The sequence below is a fragment of the Lunatibacter salilacus genome, from assembly GCF_009797935.1.
Classification (GTDB): domain Bacteria; phylum Bacteroidota; class Bacteroidia; order Cytophagales; family Cyclobacteriaceae; genus Lunatibacter; species Lunatibacter salilacus.
The window spans coordinates 34,170-51,882 of record NZ_VOLC01000024.1 but is presented as its reverse complement, the minus strand read 5'-3'; the positions used below and the strand labels follow the sequence as shown (position 1 = coordinate 51,882).

The following is a 17,713-nucleotide window of genomic DNA, read 5'->3' as shown; positions in this document are numbered from 1 at the left end:
TTTGATCGCTTACCTCTAACCTACTAGGCCAGTGAAAAGCCATAAAATAATAAATGATCCAGTATATGGATTTATAAATATACCTAGCGAATTGATTTTTGCGATCATTGACCACCCTTATTTCCAACGATTACGAAGAATCAAACAATTAGGTTTAACGGATTATGTCTATCCTGGTGCTTTACACACCCGTTTTCATCATGCTATAGGTGCCATGCACCTGATGAGTGTGACGTTAGATCACTTGAGAAACAAAGGTATAGAAATAGATGACAGAGAGTATGAATCCGCCCTAATAGCCATCTTACTTCATGACATCGGCCACGGCCCCTTTTCCCACGCCCTAGAATTCAGTTTACTGAAGAATATTTCCCACGAATCCATTTCCAGGTTATTTATCATCGAGCTAAACAAGCAATTTGGCAGCCAACTTGATCTTGCGTTAAGGATTTTTAACGGAAATTATGAAAGAAAATTTTTCCATCAGCTGGTAAGCAGTCAACTTGATATCGACCGGTTGGATTATTTACAGCGGGATTGTTTTTTTACGGGAGTATCAGAAGGAACTATCGGTGCCGACCGAATCATTAAGATGATGCACGTTAAAGATGACCAGTTGGTGATAGAAGAAAAGGGGATCTACAGCATTGAGAATTTCCTAAGTGCTAGAAGGTTGATGTACTGGCAGGTATATTTGCATAAAACTACGGTCAGTGCCGAGAAAATGCTTATAAATTTGATTCTTAGGGCTAAATTCCTTCAAAAATCAGGCTCCGATTTACCCGGAACAGAATCCTTGCTATACTTTCTGTCAAATGATATTCTGTTCGATGACTTTGAAACTAATCCGGAGGTACTTCATCACTTTGCCGAATTGGATGATTTCGATATTTGGGGAGGATTGAAGCTTTGGAAAAAGAAAGGCGACTACGTCCTTAGAAACATTTCGGATATGTTTCTTACCCGAAATTTATTTAAAATCACCCTTTCCAATGAACCGTTTGGTGAAATGGAGATAATGAAAATGAAACAAAAAATCCAAGAAAGGTTCGGTATTCCGGAATTGGATGTGCCGTATTTTTTTTCATCAGGAATCATAAGCAACCATGCATATGCTGCAAAAAAAAATATATTCGTCTTGACAAAAAAGGGAGAAGTGATCGATGTCGCCCTAGCGGCAGATTTACCCAATATCAAAGCCATGAGTAAAATTGTAAAAAAACACTACGCTTGTCGGGCTAAAAATTTAACTTTACATTAAATTAACTTTATCATACATGGAATTTACCATTAGCCAAATAGCCCAACTTTTAAATGGAGAGGTAGAAGGGGATGGTTTTCAAAAAGTAAGCAGGTTGGACAAAATCCAGGAAGGTCAGCCCGGCGGCATTAGTTTTTTATCCAATTTGAAATACGAACCCTATTTATACCAGACAGCATCCACGGCGGTTATTGTTTCGGAAAATTTTACTCCCACGAAGACTTTTACACCAACCTTAATCAGGGTTAAAGACGCCTACACCGGATTTACGCAATTGTTGGAACTTGTGGATAATTTCGACAAACAGTTATTACTTGGCACCGAAGAGCCTTCGTATATGGCCGAAAGTAGCACCATGGGAAAAGATGGATATCGGGGAGCTTTTTCCTATATTGGGAAAAACTGTATAATCGGTAAAAATGTAAAGATCTACCCGCATGTATATATTGGAGACGATGTAGTCGTCGGGGATAACAGCATATTATATTCAGGAGTCAAAATTATGAGAAAATCCAAAATCGGAAATCATTGCGAGTTTCACCCCGGAGCAGTAATTGGGGGGGATGGGTTTGGTTTTGCACCACAGGAAAATGGAACCTACAAAAACATTCCCCAGTTGGGTAATGTAATTATTGAAGATTATGTCAGTATAGGCGCAAACAGCACTATTGACTGCGCTACCATGGGAAGTACACGAATCGGAAGAGGTGTCAAAATTGACAATCAGGTGCAGATTGCCCATAACGTGGTAATCGGTGAAAACACTGTAATAGCTTCCCAATCAGGCATAGCTGGCTCAGCGGTAATTGGGAAAAACTGTCTTTTCGGAGGTAGAACCGCTATTGTTGGGCATATCACAATCGCCGACCACACTACTGTGGCCGGAAGTACGGGTATAATGAAATCAGTCGAAAAATCTGGTCAAACCATCCTGGGTTACATTGGCATGGACATTAAAGATTTTCTAAAATCTTACGCAATATTTAAAAAATTACCCCAACTTCAAAACAAATTAAAAGATCTGGAAAAAAAACAATAAATTTGTACCGTTAAAAAAAATTTTAAGGTCTTGTAAAAATTATTAATGAAAGTAAAGCAACATACCATTGGAAAACAGGTAACGCTTTCGGGTGTAGGCCTACATACCGGTGTGGAAGCCACCATGACCTTCGTTCCTGCCAAACCTAACCATGGTTACAAATTCCAGCGCATGGATTTGGAGGGTTACCCGATAGTGGATGCAGATGTGGATAATGTGGTCGATGTATCCCGCGGGACGACGTTGGAACAAGGAGGCGCAAGAGTTTTTACAGTAGAGCATGTATTAGCGGCCCTAGTGGGAATGGAGATTGACAATGTCTTGATTCAACTCAATGGGCCCGAGCCCCCGATCATGGACGGCAGCAGTATACAATTCATACAGATTTTGGAAGAAGCGGGGCTGGAAGAACAGAATGCGTTACGCCGTTTCTTTGAAATTCCAGAAAGTATTCATTACAGGGATACTGAGAGGGAAGTAGAAATGGCGGCCCTACCCTTGGATGACTTCCGGGTCACCGTTATGGTGGACTACAATTCTCCGGTATTGGGAAGCCAACATGCTTCAATTACAGACATCAGTCATTTCAAAACAGAAATCGCATCATGCCGCACCTTCTGCTTTTTGCATGAACTCGAAATGCTTTATAATCAAAACCTCATCAGAGGAGGAGATCTCAATAATGCCATTGTTGTAGTCGATAGGGCTGTAAAAGATGAAGAGCTGGTACATTTGGCCAAAATGTTCAACAAGCCAAAAGTGGAGGTCAGAAAGGAAGGAATTCTGAACAACGTGGAGCTACGCTACAAAAATGAACCCGCCCGCCATAAACTTTTGGACGTCATAGGTGATTTAGCATTGGTTGGAAGGCCACTAAAGGCACAGATTCTTGCCGCACGACCCGGACACGCAGCGAATGTGGCGTTTGCAAAAAAGATAAAACGGATCATGGAAAAGGCAGGACCAATGCATATTCCCTATTACGATCCCAAGCTACCTCCGGTTCTTGATATTAACCAAATAAGCAATATTTTACCTCATAGATATCCTTTCCAACTATTGGACAAAATCATCTATCTGGATGATACGGTAGTAGCTGGCGTGAAGAATGTTACCATTAATGAGCCATTCTTTTTGGGGCACTTCCCTAACAATCCAGTGATGCCTGGAGTATTACAAGTAGAGGCAATGGCTCAAACAGGAGGCATCTTGGTGCTTAGCACTGTAGAAGACCCTGAAAATTATTGGACGTATTTCCTGAGCATAGAGAATTGCAAATTCAGGAAAATGGTACTCCCCGGAGATACTTTGATTTTTAAGTGTGAACTTTTAAATCCAATTAGAAGAGGTATTGCGAAAATGAAGGGTGAGGCCTTCGTAGGCAATACCCTCGTATGTGAAGCAGTGATGACTGCCAGTATAGTAAGAAAAGACGCATGATAAGTAAATTATCCCAAATACACCCGGAAGCAACCCTTGGAAATAATGTTACCATTGAACCCTTCACCACCTTACATGAAAATGTGGAAATCGGTGATGATACGTGGATCGGCTCGAATGTCACCATATATCCTGGTGCAAGAATTGGTAAGGGGTGTAAGATATTTCCCGGTGCGGTAATTTCTGCTATACCTCAGGACCTCAAATTCCAGGGAGAAGATTCAATTGTGGAAATTGGAGACCATACGACTATCAGGGAATGTGTTACCGTAAATAGGGGTACGGTCGATAAAAAAACGACCAAAATAGGGAATTCATGCCTTGTCATGGCCTATGTGCACATCGCCCACGATTGTATTATCGGTAACCATGTCATCATAGCCAACACCGTACAGATAGCAGGTCATGTGACGGTAGACGAATGGGCTTTCATCGGCGGAAGCAGTGCCATCCATCAATTTGTCAAAATCGGAATGCATAGTATGATTTCAGGCGGTTCTCTGGTGAGAAAAGATGTACCCCCCTATACCAAAGCGGCAAGGGAGCCTCTCAGCTATGCTGGTGTCAACTCGCTTGGTTTACGCAGAAGGGGATTCTCAGGAGAAGTCATCAATCAGATACAAGAAGTATACCGCTACCTGTTCCTTCACAGCCTGAATAACAGCCGTGCCCTAGAAGAAATTGAAGTTAATCTACCCGCCACTAGGGAGAGAGACGAAATTGTGAATTTTATCCGCTCCTCAGAACGTGGAGTTATGAAAGGATATATTCAATAAACATGCTCCGGATACAACTTAACAATGCCGGCAAGCGCTTTCAATACGAGTGGATTTTTAGAAATCTCAATTTATCTTTCGGTTTGGGGGAAAAGATTGCCATCACAGGTAGTAATGGTTCGGGTAAATCCACTTTTCTAAAATGCCTCGCGGGACAGCAACCCTTGTCTGAAGGAGAAGTAAATTATTTATATGACAACAAAGCTATCCCTGAATCTGAACAATTCAGACTGATATCCTTTTCAGCACCATATCTGGAGCTTCCTGAAGAATTTACCCTGAAAGAATTCCTTTTCTTTCATTTTAAATTCAAACCCGTATCAAATGGCCTTTCCATCCCGGAAATTATATCCATCATGTATCTGGACAAATCGGCTGAAAAGTGCATTTCTAACTTTTCTTCCGGCATGAAACAACGTCTTAAACTTGGAATATGTTTTTTATCCAATTCCCCATTAATTTTATTGGATGAACCCACTTCCAATCTTGACGAAGAGGGTGTGGCTTGGTACCTCCACCTTATCGAAACATACAGCAATAAAAAAAGCTTGATTATCGGATCCAATGATCAAAGGGAGTATTCGTTTTGTGATCAAAAATTAAATGTAGAAGATTTTAAGCCCAAAGGCATACTTTGATATTTGGATAAAAACATTAATTTTACAGCCTTGTTACCTATGCAATTATGAAAAAAATCTTCCTTTTGTTTTTTATAGCCATTGCTACTGGATCAATTTTTTCTTGCGGCAACGACGATGATGATGGTCCGCAAAAAACAGCTACCGAATTGGCCATAGAAAAACTGGCCGGAGAAGGTAGCGGACTTACGTGGACTGTCAGTAACGGAGGTTCTGTTTCTAGAGACGGCACCTCCCAAACAGCCACCTTTTCTCAATTTGAGATTACCTTCCGTTCCAGTTCTTCCGCGGGAAGGACTTACAGCACTTCGGGAAGTACAGGGCTCTTTGACCCGTCAGGAACTTGGTCAATTGAGGGAGAAAACAATGACATTCTTCGCTTAGTGGGGATACAAGCCGCTTCCGATGTGCCGATAAGCTTCTCCCCAAACACTCCAAGCCCCAATTCGATGAACGATTTGAGACTTGACTTCACCATTTCAGCTCCTGTTAGCGGAAGGGTCAGCGGACTAGTTGGCTATTACGTTTTCGATTTAAAATTAAAAAATTAACCAAACCCATGCCAAAACACCTCATATTAATCGGATTTCTCGCCTTTGCGTCTATACATATGGCAACTGCCCAAAATAAGGGTAAAGAAGCCGTGGAACAAGCTGTATTACAACTTAAGGAGGCCATGCTTAGCGGAGAGGAGGCCAGTCTAATTGCCATTTCCTCAAAGAACCTAACATATGGACACTCAAACGGGGTAGTCGAAGACCAAGATGCTTTTGTATACGCACTGGCAAGTGGCAATAATAACTTTACCAGCATTGACTTAGCCGACCAAACTGTGGAAGTACTGGGCAAGATCGCATTGGTCCGTCACAACCTCACTGGAAACACCCACAACAAAGGAGCGGAACCGGCTACTGTCAATCTAGGAGTTCTGATGGTATGGCAAAAAGAAGGGAAGAATTGGAAACTCCTTGCCCGGCAAGCGTTTAAAAGATAATTGGTTTAATCAATTATCTTTTAGGGCCACCAAGGTTACCCCTGCCCCTCCCCTTTCGACATGTTCATCGGCAAATCCCCTTACCATAGTCATATGGCGAAGCATGTTGCGGGTCAGGTCACGAAGGATGCCGTCTCCTTTGCCATGGATAACCCGAAGGTCCTTCATGCCAAGCATATAACCTTCGTCTATGAAATTTTGTAATAGTGGAAGAATCTCCTCGCCTCTTTTCCCCCGAAGGTCAAGATTGGTGGAAAAATCCATCATTTTCCCGGTGGTGTCGTATCCGGTGGACCTTGGGATAGCTTTCTTTTCCTTCTTTAAGGCAGTTGCTGAAATTTTCTCCAATCGTTCAATTTTCACTTTTGATTTCAGGTCACCGATACTGATTTCGGCGGTTTTTTGTTGAATCGCAATTACCTCAGCTATGGTGCCGTTATCTTTCAGCCTCACGTGATCTCCGGGCATAATCTCTCCCTCGATCACCTTGACTTCCTGTACTTTTTTTTCCTTTCTCTTTTCAGGCTGAATCGAAGTCTTATGTGATTCCAAAGATTTCCGGAGTTGTTTTGTTGCCTCCTTGTCGGCTTTGTGTTCCTTTATTTCCCGTATGGTGTTTTCGATTTTCTTGTTAGTTTCTTCTAATAAGGCGTTTGCCTGAATTTTCGCCTCATTTATTATTTCCTTCTTTTTAGTATCTAAGATTGCCTTGAGATCCTTATATTCTTCCATGCGGCGGGAGAGAATATGTTCCTTTTTCTCGTTTTCTACCAGTAGTTGCTGATATTTGTTTTTTTCGCTTTCCAGCTTAAGTAACAGTTTGTCATAATTCACGCGGGTCTCCCCCACTTGAGCTTTGGCATGAAGGATGATTTCGTCTGAAATACCGATTTTCCGGGCTATTTCAAAGGCAAATGAACTGCCAGGCTTACCGATTTCCAACTGATAGAGTGGCTCCAGATGCTCCACATCATAGCGCATGGCACCATTCACCAACCCATGGCTTTTGGACGCCAATTGCTTGAGATTGCCATAGTGGGTGGTCACGATACCGAAAGCTCCGCTCTTGTTTAACTCTATCAAGATACCCTCCGCTATTGCCCCACCAAACTGCGGTTCCGTTCCCGTCCCAAATTCATCAATAAAAAAAATGGTCCGTTTATTCGCAAGCAGGGTGAAATATTTCATGTTCATCAAATGTGAACTATATGTACTCAGGTCATTTTCCAAGTTTTGCTCATCCCCGATATCGATGAAAAACTGGTCAAAAACACAACAGGTGGATGAAGGCTCTACAGGTATGAGCAACCCACATTGAAACATATACTGCAAAAGTGCCACTGTTTTCAGCGTGACAGATTTGCCACCTGCATTTGGGCCGGAGATGACCAATATCCTTCGGTTGTGATCCAGCGAAACATTGATGGGGACAAGAGGTTTTTTCTGTAGTTTGAGCGAAAGTTCCAAGAGGGGATGCCGGGCGTTTTCCCAGTTCAATATTTTTTGCTTTTCTATAATCGGTTTATTTCCTCCTATTTTTAGCGCAAATTTGGCCTTTGCCCGTATGAAGTCTATCAATCCCAAAAAATGAAAGGCCCTTTTGAGATCAGGAATAAATCCTCGTAAAGTATCGGTGAGTAGGGTGAGAATTTTCTGAATTTCCCTACGCTCCATATAAATCAAGTCCTTAATTTCATTATTGATGTCCAGGACCTCCGCAGGTTCCATAAAGACAGTCTGCCCGGTAGCTGATTCATCATGGATAAACCCCTTGATACGTCGCTTATATTCCGCAAGTACAGGCATCACCATACGACCACCCCGAATAGTAATAGCTGCGTCATCCGGAGTGAGTCCCTGTGCTTTGGCAGTTCGGAATATACCTTCCAGGACTTTCCGCAACCGATTCTCCTCATATATCAATTGGTTCCTGATCATATTAAGCTCAGGGGTGGCATTGTTTTTTATTTTGCCTTTCTCGTCCATGACCCGCTCTATGGCACGGATTAGCGTGCGGTCATCATTGACCATACCCAGCAATTCAAATAGATGCGGATACTCCTCTTCATGGGATTTGAAGAAATCCACACAACCCGCCAAGGTGGTCAATCCTAGCCTCACTTCATGGAATTCATCTTCGTACAGAAACGTCCCTTCGACTCGAGCCTTGTCCAGGTATGGATGTATGTTTATGAAGTTGGAAGAGGGGAACATTTCACCCGATGCCAACAACTGGCGGAATTCCTCAGTCTGATCCAATAACCTCTGAATGAGCCGGATATCTTTGGAAAAGGTGATTTTCTGGACAAAATCGGTCCCCAAGGTACTTGTACATGATTCCTTGATAAGGTCTTTGATTTTATCAAAATTAATCTTTTGCTCCAGATTGGCAGGATAAATTTTCATCTATTGGTCGGCTCTTTTTTCCATGACTGAGAGGGAATCGATGGTGCGGGCATATATACGCTCCATAAATATGGCATCTCTCAGGTAATATTGTAGGCTGTTGATGTAAACACTGTCAGGCACCGCATGTTTTTCGAAAATTTCTTTTTCCAGTACCGGATATAATCTTTTCGAAGAGTCGTAGGGTATGGGAAGGGATTGAATGAAGCCCTCGGTGAGGTGGATATCGATGAGTATTTCTACCATTTTATCCTCAGAGAGAAGCCCTTGAGGTTTGGTGTTGGAGGAACATCCCCCGGAAAATCCCGCGCAAATGAAGAGTAGACAAATGTATTTCACTCCACAAAATTACCCAAATACTTTTTAAATTGACAATAAGTAAGGGGGAAGTCGTTTTATTATTCAACGGAGTACCTTAAATTAGGCCCCTGATAAGAAAGGATGCATGAACCAACTCATTAAAAAATTACGGCGGTACGAGATAATGCTCCGAAAAATAGCCAACAACCACCTTCAAGGTGATTATCAGTCTATCTTTAAAGGAGCTGGTTTGGAATTTGACGACCTCCGTCCGTACCAATATGGCGATGACATCCGAACCATAGAGTGGAAAGTTTCCGCAAAAGGCCACGGCACATTCGTCAAAACATTCAAGGAAGATAAAGATCAGTCTGTCTACTTTTTGTTGGATATCAGCGGATCACAGGATATTGGCAGTAAGGAAAGAAAAAAAATAGATACCGGTAAAGAAATCGCTGGGGTACTTACCCTGGCGGCGGTCCATGAAGGCAGTCAGGTAGCCTTGGTAAGCTATTCAGACCAAAAAGAAAAGATCATACTGCCGGGAAAAGGTCCGAGACAAGCGGTGAAAATTATAAAGGGACTTTTTTCACATGAAAACAAATCAAAAAAAACAGACCTTAATGGGATGTTCACTTTTTGTCTCAATCTGATCAAAAAGCGCAGTATCATCATCGTCATTAGTGATTTCATAGACGACAACTACCAACTACCGCTGAAATCTCTTGCCAATAAACATGATTTGGTGGCTATTCAAATCACCGATCCGTTAGAATCCGCTCTTCCTTCTTTGGGAATAATACCTGTCTATGACAAAGAAGAAGGAAAAACCACTTGGGTGAATACGGCATTCGGAGGATTTTCCAAGAAAATATTCCAGTCATTCCATACCGACAGAGCCTCTTTACAGACCCTCTGTAAAAAAAATCAAATCAACTATCTCCAAGTTGACACAAGGCAAGACATTGTTTTACCTTTGATGGAATTATTCAAAATCAGAAACCGAACCATGAAACGTGGGTAAGCTTATTTATTTCATTCTCTTTTTGACATTGACTGGGTGGATATCTTCCAGCACTGCGCAAGAAGTCTCTGTGGAGGGATATTTCCTAAAAGACTCAGCCAAGCTGGGTGAGCGGGTAGGCTATGTGCTAAAAGCTACCTATCCTCCTTCGATGAATATACTATTCCCCGATTCCGCTTTCAACTTTGGAAGTATGGATTATTTGTCCAAGCAGACTTTTACTTCCTATACAAAGGACAGTCTTACTTTGGACTCCGCAGTTTATTACCTTTCCAATTTCTCCCTAGAGCCAGTTAAATCCTACCGCCTGCCTGTATTTGAGGTACTGCGGTACGATAGCATCAGCCATCTACCTCTAGAAGCTAACCTGCAGCTGGTACTAACTATCGGCGAACTTCCGGATGTCCTTACATTTCAGGAAAGCAATGCGTATCAGAAAATTAAGCAGGGATTCAACTACCCAATGTTAATATTGGTTTTGGGCTTGATTACTGTGTTGGCTATTGCTTCCTATTTTCTATTTGGACAGCAAATCAGAGATTCTTGGTTCGTTTACTTGGAAAAAAAGAAACGGAAGAAATTCCTAATACAATGGCAACTGGCAAAACAGAGGCTTGTCCAGCAGCCAGATTTGTCATCCGCGGACGAACTTCTTGGTTTGTGGAAAAGTTATATGGAATCGCTCACCGGGCAACCTTATAGAGAATGGACGACAACAGAAATTGCTGACCACCTAGCGCAACCTAACTTGGTGAAAGATATCAGGGACATTGAAGTCATTATATATGCGGACCGGGTTTCTGAAAACTTGGACCATGCCTGTAAAAACCTGACAGCCATATCAGAAAATTCATTCGAAGAAAAAATAAAATCCTACCACGCACATGAATGAGATCTTGCCCTATTTTTCATGGACTTGGTTTAATCCTGAAACCCTCCGATCATTCGAGTGGGAAAACCTCTGGGCACTGCACCTGCTCTGGGTAGTTCCACTTATTCTTTTAATCCGGAAATTTGCGAAAATCCTAAAGAACCCGGTGTTGGAATTGTCCATTCCCAAAATGGTGCCTCAAAAAAATCCCTGGACTTACCTTCGGTTGATTCCTATGTTCTTTTTTATCTTCTTTCTTTGGATGATCATCATTGCATTGGCGCGTCCCCAGCGGACCAATGAAAAGGTAGAACAGTTTACTGAGGGTATTGACATCATGTTAGTTATGGACATTTCAGAATCTATGGATTTGCAAGACTTCACCCCCAACCGATTGGAATCCGCAAAGGGAACAGCCATAGAATTCATTGAAGGGCGATTTGGAGACCGTATCGGAGTAGTGATCTTCTCTGGAGAGGCCTTTTCCCTTGCTCCGCTTACTACTGACTACGATTTGTTAAAAGACCTTATTGGTGACATCTCATTCAATATGATGGATGCCAAAGGAACTGCAATAGGAAGTGCGCTTTCCGTAGCCACAAACCGAATGAGAGATTCCGAGGCGAGTTCGAAGGTCATGGTCTTACTCAGTGATGGAGATAACAACGCAGGCAATGTTGACCCAATTTTTGCTGCTCAGTTAGCTGCGGCGATGGAAATTAAAATCTATTCAGTGGCTGTGGGCAAAGATGGCATGGTCCCGTATGGCACTGATTTTTTCGGAAGACCCCAGATGATTGAAAGTTACCTGAATGAAGGCACACTGAGGGAAATTGCGCGTATAGCAAATGGCAAATTTTATCGTGCATCCGACGGAAATGCCCTAGAAAGGATTTTTGATGAAATTGATGAACTGGAAAAAGCGGAAATTGTCGAGTCTCGATATAAAGAAACAATGGACTTCTACCGCATCTATTTGGTATGGGGCATTGCTTTTTTCTTTGCCTGGCTGGCACTGAAAAACACTTTCTTCAACAATTTCCTTCTTGATTAGCTTTCAAGAAAATAGCAATATGGAAATCGTTTCGATCGTTTAGGAGTATATTTACCAAACCACATGTCTTGTATAATTCAATCAAATTATTAAGATACCCCACCAAAATATAAATGACCTATTAAAACCTGAAGCAGGGAAAATAGGTCATTTATAACAATCGCTTACTATTTTTAACTCCAAAAGCGATTATAAGTTTTAGGGGAAATAATACCATCATCATATATACGTCTACAAATCAGCGACTTGACGAAGCTCTTCATATTTATCTATTCTGTGACTGTGATTATCATTTTCAACTTCGATTTTAGTACTACCTTCCTTTAATCCCCTTAGATTAGCCTCAATAATTGCTCCAGGTTCTATATGGAAATTTTTGGAAAATAGGTTGCCATTGATTGATCCAGTTGAATCAATTTTGGCCAATTCAGAAATCACAATTTCTCCAGTAACTTCCCCCATGACACTGAGGTTTGTTGCTTTGATGTTTCCAAAAATCTGTCCTGTAGGTCCTACAATAACCTTCTTTGTAGTTGTCACGTTTCCATATATAACTCCTTCAACTCTCACGTCGTTGCTACATACAACGTTCCCGTGAACTTTAAATCCTTCAGCAAAGAATGATGTACTTTTTGCTTCCATTGTCGATTCTCTTTTTTCCTTGTTCCACATAGCCTTTATTTGTCTTTTGGGTATTGATAAAACTAACTTTTCAAAAATATTTGGGTGAAATATTTTACTAAGAAAATGCTATATATCGACTATAGCAAACTTTTATTTTACAAAGCATTTTTTTTGCTATTTTGTTCAGTTGTATGTATTTCATGTCTTGAAAAAAATTTGAACGCATATAATACCCGACAGAGCGGTCTTGGTTATCAAAAATATAACGTTATATTAAATAGTAATAGTATAACATGCTTTTTTTTTGGTATGAAATAGATTTTTTTAGGTAGGCTTGCAATATATATAATGCAAGATGCAATTAACTGAATATCAAAAAACCGGAGGGTTCAAAAGGCAAGTAAATTAAATAAATTATTATATTTATTATTGAATAAACAAAATTGCATAAAGAGAATTACTCTTTTCAAAAAGAGCAGAGTTAAAATATATGTATATAATGATTTCTGAATTATGATTTTTATTTCTATACTGTAGCAATTTACACACGATTTCTATAAATTTACCCTTTTAACACAAACACACCCAGCATGAAATCAAATTTAGAAACAGTGATAGTTGATGATGACAAAATTACTTTGCTCTATCTCGAAAAAATTGTGGCTCAAAGTAATTTACAAGGTACTGTTCATATGTCTCAAAATGGCAAAGAGGGCATAGAAACCTTGGATAAAATAGCGGACTCTACTAATAAAATTTTGGTTTTACTAGATATAAATATGCCCGTTTTAAATGGTTGGGGATTTTTGGACAATCTAAAAGGAAAAGACTATGATGAAAACACTCAAGTCATTATTGTAACCTCATCAACAGCTGAAGCTGACAAAATAAAATCTAAGGATTACAAGAATGTGATTGGGTTTTTGGAAAAACCGATATCAAGCCAAACTCTACTTGAAGTAGTTACCTTATTCGACGAAAACTATATAATTAGATAAATTTCTATAAATCGTTTTTTCAAAAATTGATTCCGAAAGAAATCTAACATTACATGTAACGTCACAGGTTCTTCTTGTTTACTATTTCGTTTTAGCTTTTGTCCTTTTGATTTCTTTCTCCCTTTAAAAGGGACAACAATTAAATTGTTGACCAAAATTGGTATGCTTATCTCAAAAGGCTTCAATTCTGCGCAAAAAGGGCAGGCAATTATATGCCATGCCCCTACAACGTTAAATCCGGAATATGCACTAGGACTTCTACTGCGGACTTAAAACGCTTTAAAATCAGGCGCTTCTCTTCACTTTTCGGGTTCACCGTAGGGGTGGCTACGCCTCACTCTCCAAAGTGCCTGATTTTCTTGCGTTTTAAGCCCTTCCCGACTTGGTCGGGAAGGGCTGTAACGAACTCTAATATAGTCCGGGTTAAACCATTTCCCATCCACTTCTAACAGATTCTTTGATATATTGATCCGCTTCCGGTAGACCGGTGGCCTTCATGTTTCCCGCATCCCAATGGATTTTCTGGCCTTTCATCCGCAGTGAAAGTACACCTAATAGGGTAATTTCCGTCAGGTGTGCTCCGTATTCGAAGTTGGCACTCGATTTTGGACCGCCTTTGATTGCGTCTACCCAATCCCTAAAATGCCCCTTGGATCTTGGGATAATGGGCTTAGGAACTTTTAGATTGCTTGCAACCCTTTCCGGAAAGACCTTCGGAGCGCGATTTCCCCCTTCGTTTACGATAATGCCTTTGTCTCCAACAAAAAGCGTCCCTCTACCTGTCCATTGATATCCTGACGGCAATGCCTCATGAAGGGGAGGTTTGACTCCACCTGAATACCAAGTCAACTTTATTGGTGGCAGATTACCTTTAGCTCCAAAATGATAATAGCCTATCTCGCCATATGGAGTGATGTTTTCGTTGCTAAATCCGGCAGGAAAAACCTCCACTGTCTCAGGATATCCCAATTCAAATGCCCAGGTGGCAGCATCCATGTCGTGACAGCCAAAATCACCTAACGCTCCGCATCCAAACTCCCAAAAGTCCCTCCATGTCACGGGAGAATACCAATCGTGAAACTCCCGGTGCGGGGTTGGGCCCAACCAAAGATCCCAATCAAATCCATCCGGCTTTCGGCTGTTATGGGTAGGCATGGCTTTGACCTCCGGCAACCATCGCGTTGCGGGAACCCAAGAGTGGGTCTCTTTTACTTCCCCAATTACACCCCCCCTAAGATATTCTACCGTTTCCCTGATGCCGTCTGTACTGTGACCCACGTTTCCCATTTGAGTTGCCAGTCCTGTTTCCTCAGTCAGCTTCTTGATCATTCTCGCCTCCCATATATTATGTGTCAGTGGTTTTTCACAGTACACATGCTTGCCTGCTTTCATCGCCATATAGGTGATGTAAGCATGCGTATTGTCCGGTGTAGAGCAACAAATAGCATCCAGTCCAGATTCCTTCTCCAACATTCGGCGAAAATCCAAGTATTCCGCAACTTTAAAGGTGTCTGTTTTATTCTGATAATGTTCCTCGATTAACCGTTTTACCGGACCTCTTCCCGCTATTGATCTGTAATAAAAATTTGCCAAGTCCCAATAATTCCCCGGATCAGCAATGGCCGTCAATTGAACATCATCGAGCTTCATCAGATCCACGGCATTCTGCCTTCCCTTTCCTCCGGCTCCGATGATTCCAATATTTACTTTGTCACTGGGAGCAACATAACCCTGGCCTCCCAATACAAACCTGGGCACAATAAAAAAACCAGCAGCAGTCACTGCAGACTGTTTGATAAATTTCCTTCTGTTGGAGACACTCAAATTCTTTTCAGTTGGCATGGTGTGATTGTTTATTTTGAAATTAAACTTATCCATTCATGACGAAAAAATAAGCGAATATTACATACTCGGTTTAAGATTGCCACGAATTTTCAAATACGGTAAATTCTTTCCGCATTTTTATAATATATTTTTTTCTTCTCAGCAAATGTCAAATCGGTGGTCAATTCAAGAAATGCCGACATCCATTGCTTATAAGTACCAGCTCGGGTTACCACTGGCCAATCGCCTCCAAAAACCATCTTATCCGGTGAAAACACATCCAATACGTGATCCGCGTAGGGTTTCAAGTCACTAATTTCCCAATGGGCGGAGTCTGTCTTGGTGATCATCCCAGAAATCTTACAGGTCACATGGTCCAACTCAGCAAATAAGGTCATACCCTTTTCCCAAGACTCCCATTCTCCGTCTTTTATAGAAGGGTTGCAAATATGGTTTAGGATAAATTGAATATTGGGAAATCTCCGGACAAACACCAATGCATCTTCCATCTGTGGCGGGGAGATATTCAGGTCATAGTTCAACCCAAACCGATCCATCAGTGCCACTCCTTCCAAAAATGACCTATCCTGCATTAATTCCGCATTCACTCCTCTACGGATCGATCTGACAATCTCCCGTTCCAACAGCTGCTCCAAATCCGCCTGGCCTTTATTGCCTTTTTCCAGAGGAAAATATGCGACCATACCCTTAATCCTTGGATCTATTTGAGACTGCTGTACCACCCAATCAATTTCTACGAGGTACTGTTCCGGTATACGTCCACATTCTACAAATACCATTTTAGAAATAGCTAATCCATCCGTTGCCTCTATATAGTCCGAAGTTAGGAAATCTCTATCCAAGGGAGGGCTCAGCCAAGGATACTCCATCAACGCCCTGTCCCATAAATGAAGGTGGGTATCTACTACGGGAATGGAGGAATCACTTTTCGTAACACCTCCCACCAATGATCTGGGAAATGCAGAGACAGCCAATCCTCCAATTAGAGATGATTTTATAAACCTACGTTTATCCATAATTTAAAGAATACCCGGCTTATTATAGAGCCGGGAAATTCGTTTGGTTATCTTATTGGGGAATCAAAGGTGTGGTAAGTTTGCTTATTGATTCGTTGATTTCGGCCTGGGTGAGTTCATGTTGTTTGATTTTTCCGGAGAAATAATCGTCGTAGGCTTTCATGTCAAAGTTGCCGTGTCCACAAAGGTTAAACAGGATGGTTTTGCTAGTCCCTTCCTCCTTGCATTTTTTTGCTTCCGCAATTGCGGTGGCGATTCCATGGTTTGCTTCCGGAGCGGGGATGATTCCCTCCGTCCTGGCAAAGAGTACGCCCGCTTCAAATATTTCAATGTTATCGTGTGACCGCGCCTCAATCAGATTATCCTTCAGCAATTGACTGACAATAACTCCTGCACCATGATACCTGAGTCCTCCGGCATGAATGGGTGCAGGGATAAAATCATGACCAAGCGTGTACATGGGAAGCAAGGGGGTCATGCCCGCAGTATCTCCAAAATCGTACCGAAATACCCCACGTGTAAGCTTTGGACAGGAGGCTGGCTCACTAGCTATGCAGCGTATACTTTTCCCCTCATCCATATTCAACCGAAGAAAGGGGAAAGACAATCCTGCAAAATTGGAGCCTCCCCCAAATGGAGCTATAACAATGTCAGGCATATCTCCTGCTTTTTCCATCTGTTTGATTGCTTCCAACCCGATTATAGTTTGGTGAAGCTTCACGTGGTTCAGCACCGAACCCAGTGCATATTTGGTGTCATCCCGTGTTGCCGCCATTTCTATGGCCTCTGAAATAGCAATTCCAAGAGACCCTGGAGAATTGGGGTCCATAGCCAGAATGTTTCTTCCTGCCTGAGTACGGTCGGAAGGCGATGCATACACATTGGCTCCCCAAGTGTTCATCATCATTTTTCGGTACGGCTTATCGTTGTAGGACAATCTCACCATGTACACATCACACTCGATACCGAAATGCTGACAGGCAAAACTTAATGCAGATCCCCATTGCCCGGCCCCTGTTTCAGTGGTAATTCGCTTCACCCCTTCCTGCTTATTATAATAGGCTTGTGGGATTGCTGTGTTCGGTTTATGGGATCCGGAAGGGCTAACCCCCTCGTATTTATAATAGATTTTGGCAGGTGTATCCAATGCCTTTTCCAATCCATAAGCCCTGTAAAGTGGTGTAGGCCTCCAAATGCTGTACATGTTTCGGACTTCATCCGGGATGCTTACCCATTTGTCGGTAGTTACCTCCTGCTTGATCAAAGCCTCGGGAAAAAGTGGAGCCAAGGCATCCGGGCCTATGGGTTGCAGCGTACCAGGATGTAATGGAGGCAAGGGCTTATTCGGCATGTCTGCGATGATATTATACCAGCTTTCCGGTATTTCACTTTCCTCCAGGTTGATTTTTCTGATTTTCATGAACTGA

Annotated in this window: 17 protein-coding genes; 11 read left to right on the top strand and 6 right to left on the bottom strand. The window is 41.8% G+C overall.

Going from position 1 to position 17,713, the window contains the following annotated elements:
• Window positions 1-31: 31 nt before the first annotated feature.
• From FQ608_RS24110 to FQ608_RS24080, 7 genes are read left to right on the top strand one after another with little or no spacing between them, the layout of a single operon-like run.
• Window positions 32-1,261: an HD domain-containing protein gene (locus FQ608_RS24110; protein WP_158861059.1), complete on the top strand. Its 1,230-nt coding sequence runs from the start codon at window positions 32-34 to the stop codon at window positions 1,259-1,261.
• Window positions 1,262-1,277: 16 nt separating this feature from the next.
• Entirely contained in the window at window positions 1,278-2,300 is a 1,023-nt protein-coding gene (gene lpxD / locus FQ608_RS24105) for a UDP-3-O-(3-hydroxymyristoyl)glucosamine N-acyltransferase (protein WP_158861058.1), read from the top strand.
• A 45-nt stretch (window positions 2,301-2,345) separates the two neighbouring features.
• On the top strand, window positions 2,346-3,740 hold the full coding sequence (locus FQ608_RS24100) for a bifunctional UDP-3-O-[3-hydroxymyristoyl] N-acetylglucosamine deacetylase/3-hydroxyacyl-ACP dehydratase (protein ID WP_158861057.1): 1,395 nt from the start codon (window positions 2,346-2,348) through the stop codon (window positions 3,738-3,740).
• A complete protein-coding gene (gene lpxA, locus FQ608_RS24095) occupies window positions 3,737-4,516 on the top strand; it encodes an acyl-ACP--UDP-N-acetylglucosamine O-acyltransferase (protein WP_158861056.1) in 780 nt (259 codons plus the stop codon). The genes FQ608_RS24100 and lpxA overlap by 4 nt, the downstream gene beginning before the upstream one ends.
• A gap of 2 nt (window positions 4,517-4,518) precedes the next feature.
• Window positions 4,519-5,154: an ABC transporter ATP-binding protein gene (locus tag FQ608_RS24090; protein WP_158861055.1), complete on the top strand. Its 636-nt coding sequence runs from the start codon at window positions 4,519-4,521 to the stop codon at window positions 5,152-5,154.
• Between the two features lie 47 nt (window positions 5,155-5,201).
• Window positions 5,202-5,705, top strand: a complete 504-nt coding sequence (locus tag FQ608_RS24085; protein WP_158861054.1) for a hypothetical protein — start codon at window positions 5,202-5,204, stop codon at window positions 5,703-5,705.
• Between the two features lie 8 nt (window positions 5,706-5,713).
• Window positions 5,714-6,148: a nuclear transport factor 2 family protein gene (locus tag FQ608_RS24080; protein ID WP_158861053.1), complete on the top strand. Its 435-nt coding sequence runs from the start codon at window positions 5,714-5,716 to the stop codon at window positions 6,146-6,148.
• Between the two features lie 9 nt (window positions 6,149-6,157).
• On the opposite strand, the gene FQ608_RS24075 is transcribed toward FQ608_RS24080, so the two are convergent.
• Both FQ608_RS24075 and FQ608_RS24070 read right to left on the bottom strand, forming a co-directional pair.
• A complete protein-coding gene (locus tag FQ608_RS24075; protein ID WP_158861052.1) occupies window positions 6,158-8,554 on the bottom strand; it encodes an endonuclease MutS2 in 2,397 nt (798 codons plus the stop codon).
• Window positions 8,555-8,893, bottom strand: a complete 339-nt coding sequence (locus FQ608_RS24070; RefSeq protein WP_158861051.1) for a DUF4296 domain-containing protein — start codon at window positions 8,891-8,893, stop codon at window positions 8,555-8,557.
• A gap of 106 nt (window positions 8,894-8,999) precedes the next feature.
• Here FQ608_RS24070 and FQ608_RS24065 point away from each other — a divergent pair, with 106 nt between their 5' ends.
• The 3 genes from FQ608_RS24065 to FQ608_RS24055 are packed head-to-tail and all read left to right on the top strand — an operon-like array spanning window position 9,000 to window position 11,803.
• Window positions 9,000-9,878: a DUF58 domain-containing protein gene (locus FQ608_RS24065; RefSeq protein ID WP_158861050.1), complete on the top strand. Its 879-nt coding sequence runs from the start codon at window positions 9,000-9,002 to the stop codon at window positions 9,876-9,878.
• Window positions 9,871-10,770 carry a hypothetical protein gene (locus FQ608_RS24060; RefSeq protein ID WP_234364368.1) on the top strand — a complete coding sequence of 300 codons (900 nt, stop codon included), beginning with the start codon at window positions 9,871-9,873 and terminating at the stop codon, window positions 10,768-10,770. Before FQ608_RS24065 ends, FQ608_RS24060 begins: the two co-directional genes overlap by 8 nt.
• Complete coding sequence (locus FQ608_RS24055; RefSeq protein ID WP_158861049.1) at window positions 10,763-11,803, top strand: vWA domain-containing protein; 1,041 nt, start codon at window positions 10,763-10,765, stop codon at window positions 11,801-11,803. Before FQ608_RS24060 ends, FQ608_RS24055 begins: the two co-directional genes overlap by 8 nt.
• Before the next feature lie 231 nt (window positions 11,804-12,034).
• Here FQ608_RS24055 and FQ608_RS24050 read toward each other — a convergent pair whose 3' ends face one another.
• A complete protein-coding gene (locus tag FQ608_RS24050) occupies window positions 12,035-12,475 on the bottom strand; it encodes a bactofilin family protein (RefSeq protein ID WP_158861048.1) in 441 nt (146 codons plus the stop codon).
• A gap of 542 nt (window positions 12,476-13,017) precedes the next feature.
• On the opposite strand from FQ608_RS24050, the gene FQ608_RS24045 reads away from it, so the two are divergent.
• Window positions 13,018-13,425 (top strand): response regulator, encoded by a 408-nt coding sequence (locus FQ608_RS24045; RefSeq protein WP_158861047.1) that lies wholly within the window; start codon window positions 13,018-13,020, stop codon window positions 13,423-13,425.
• Between the two features lie 423 nt (window positions 13,426-13,848).
• Here FQ608_RS24045 and FQ608_RS24040 read toward each other — a convergent pair whose 3' ends face one another.
• The 3 genes from FQ608_RS24040 to FQ608_RS24030 form a co-directional block, all read right to left on the bottom strand.
• Window positions 13,849-15,267 carry a Gfo/Idh/MocA family protein gene (locus FQ608_RS24040; RefSeq protein WP_158861046.1) on the bottom strand — a complete coding sequence of 473 codons (1,419 nt, stop codon included), beginning with the start codon at window positions 15,265-15,267 and terminating at the stop codon, window positions 13,849-13,851.
• Between the two features lie 92 nt (window positions 15,268-15,359).
• Window positions 15,360-16,286 carry an amidohydrolase family protein gene (locus FQ608_RS24035; RefSeq protein ID WP_158861045.1) on the bottom strand — a complete coding sequence of 309 codons (927 nt, stop codon included), beginning with the start codon at window positions 16,284-16,286 and terminating at the stop codon, window positions 15,360-15,362.
• A 52-nt stretch (window positions 16,287-16,338) separates the two neighbouring features.
• Window positions 16,339-17,706 carry a TrpB-like pyridoxal phosphate-dependent enzyme gene (locus FQ608_RS24030; protein ID WP_158861044.1) on the bottom strand — a complete coding sequence of 456 codons (1,368 nt, stop codon included), beginning with the start codon at window positions 17,704-17,706 and terminating at the stop codon, window positions 16,339-16,341.
• Window positions 17,707-17,713: the final 7 nt, after the last annotated feature.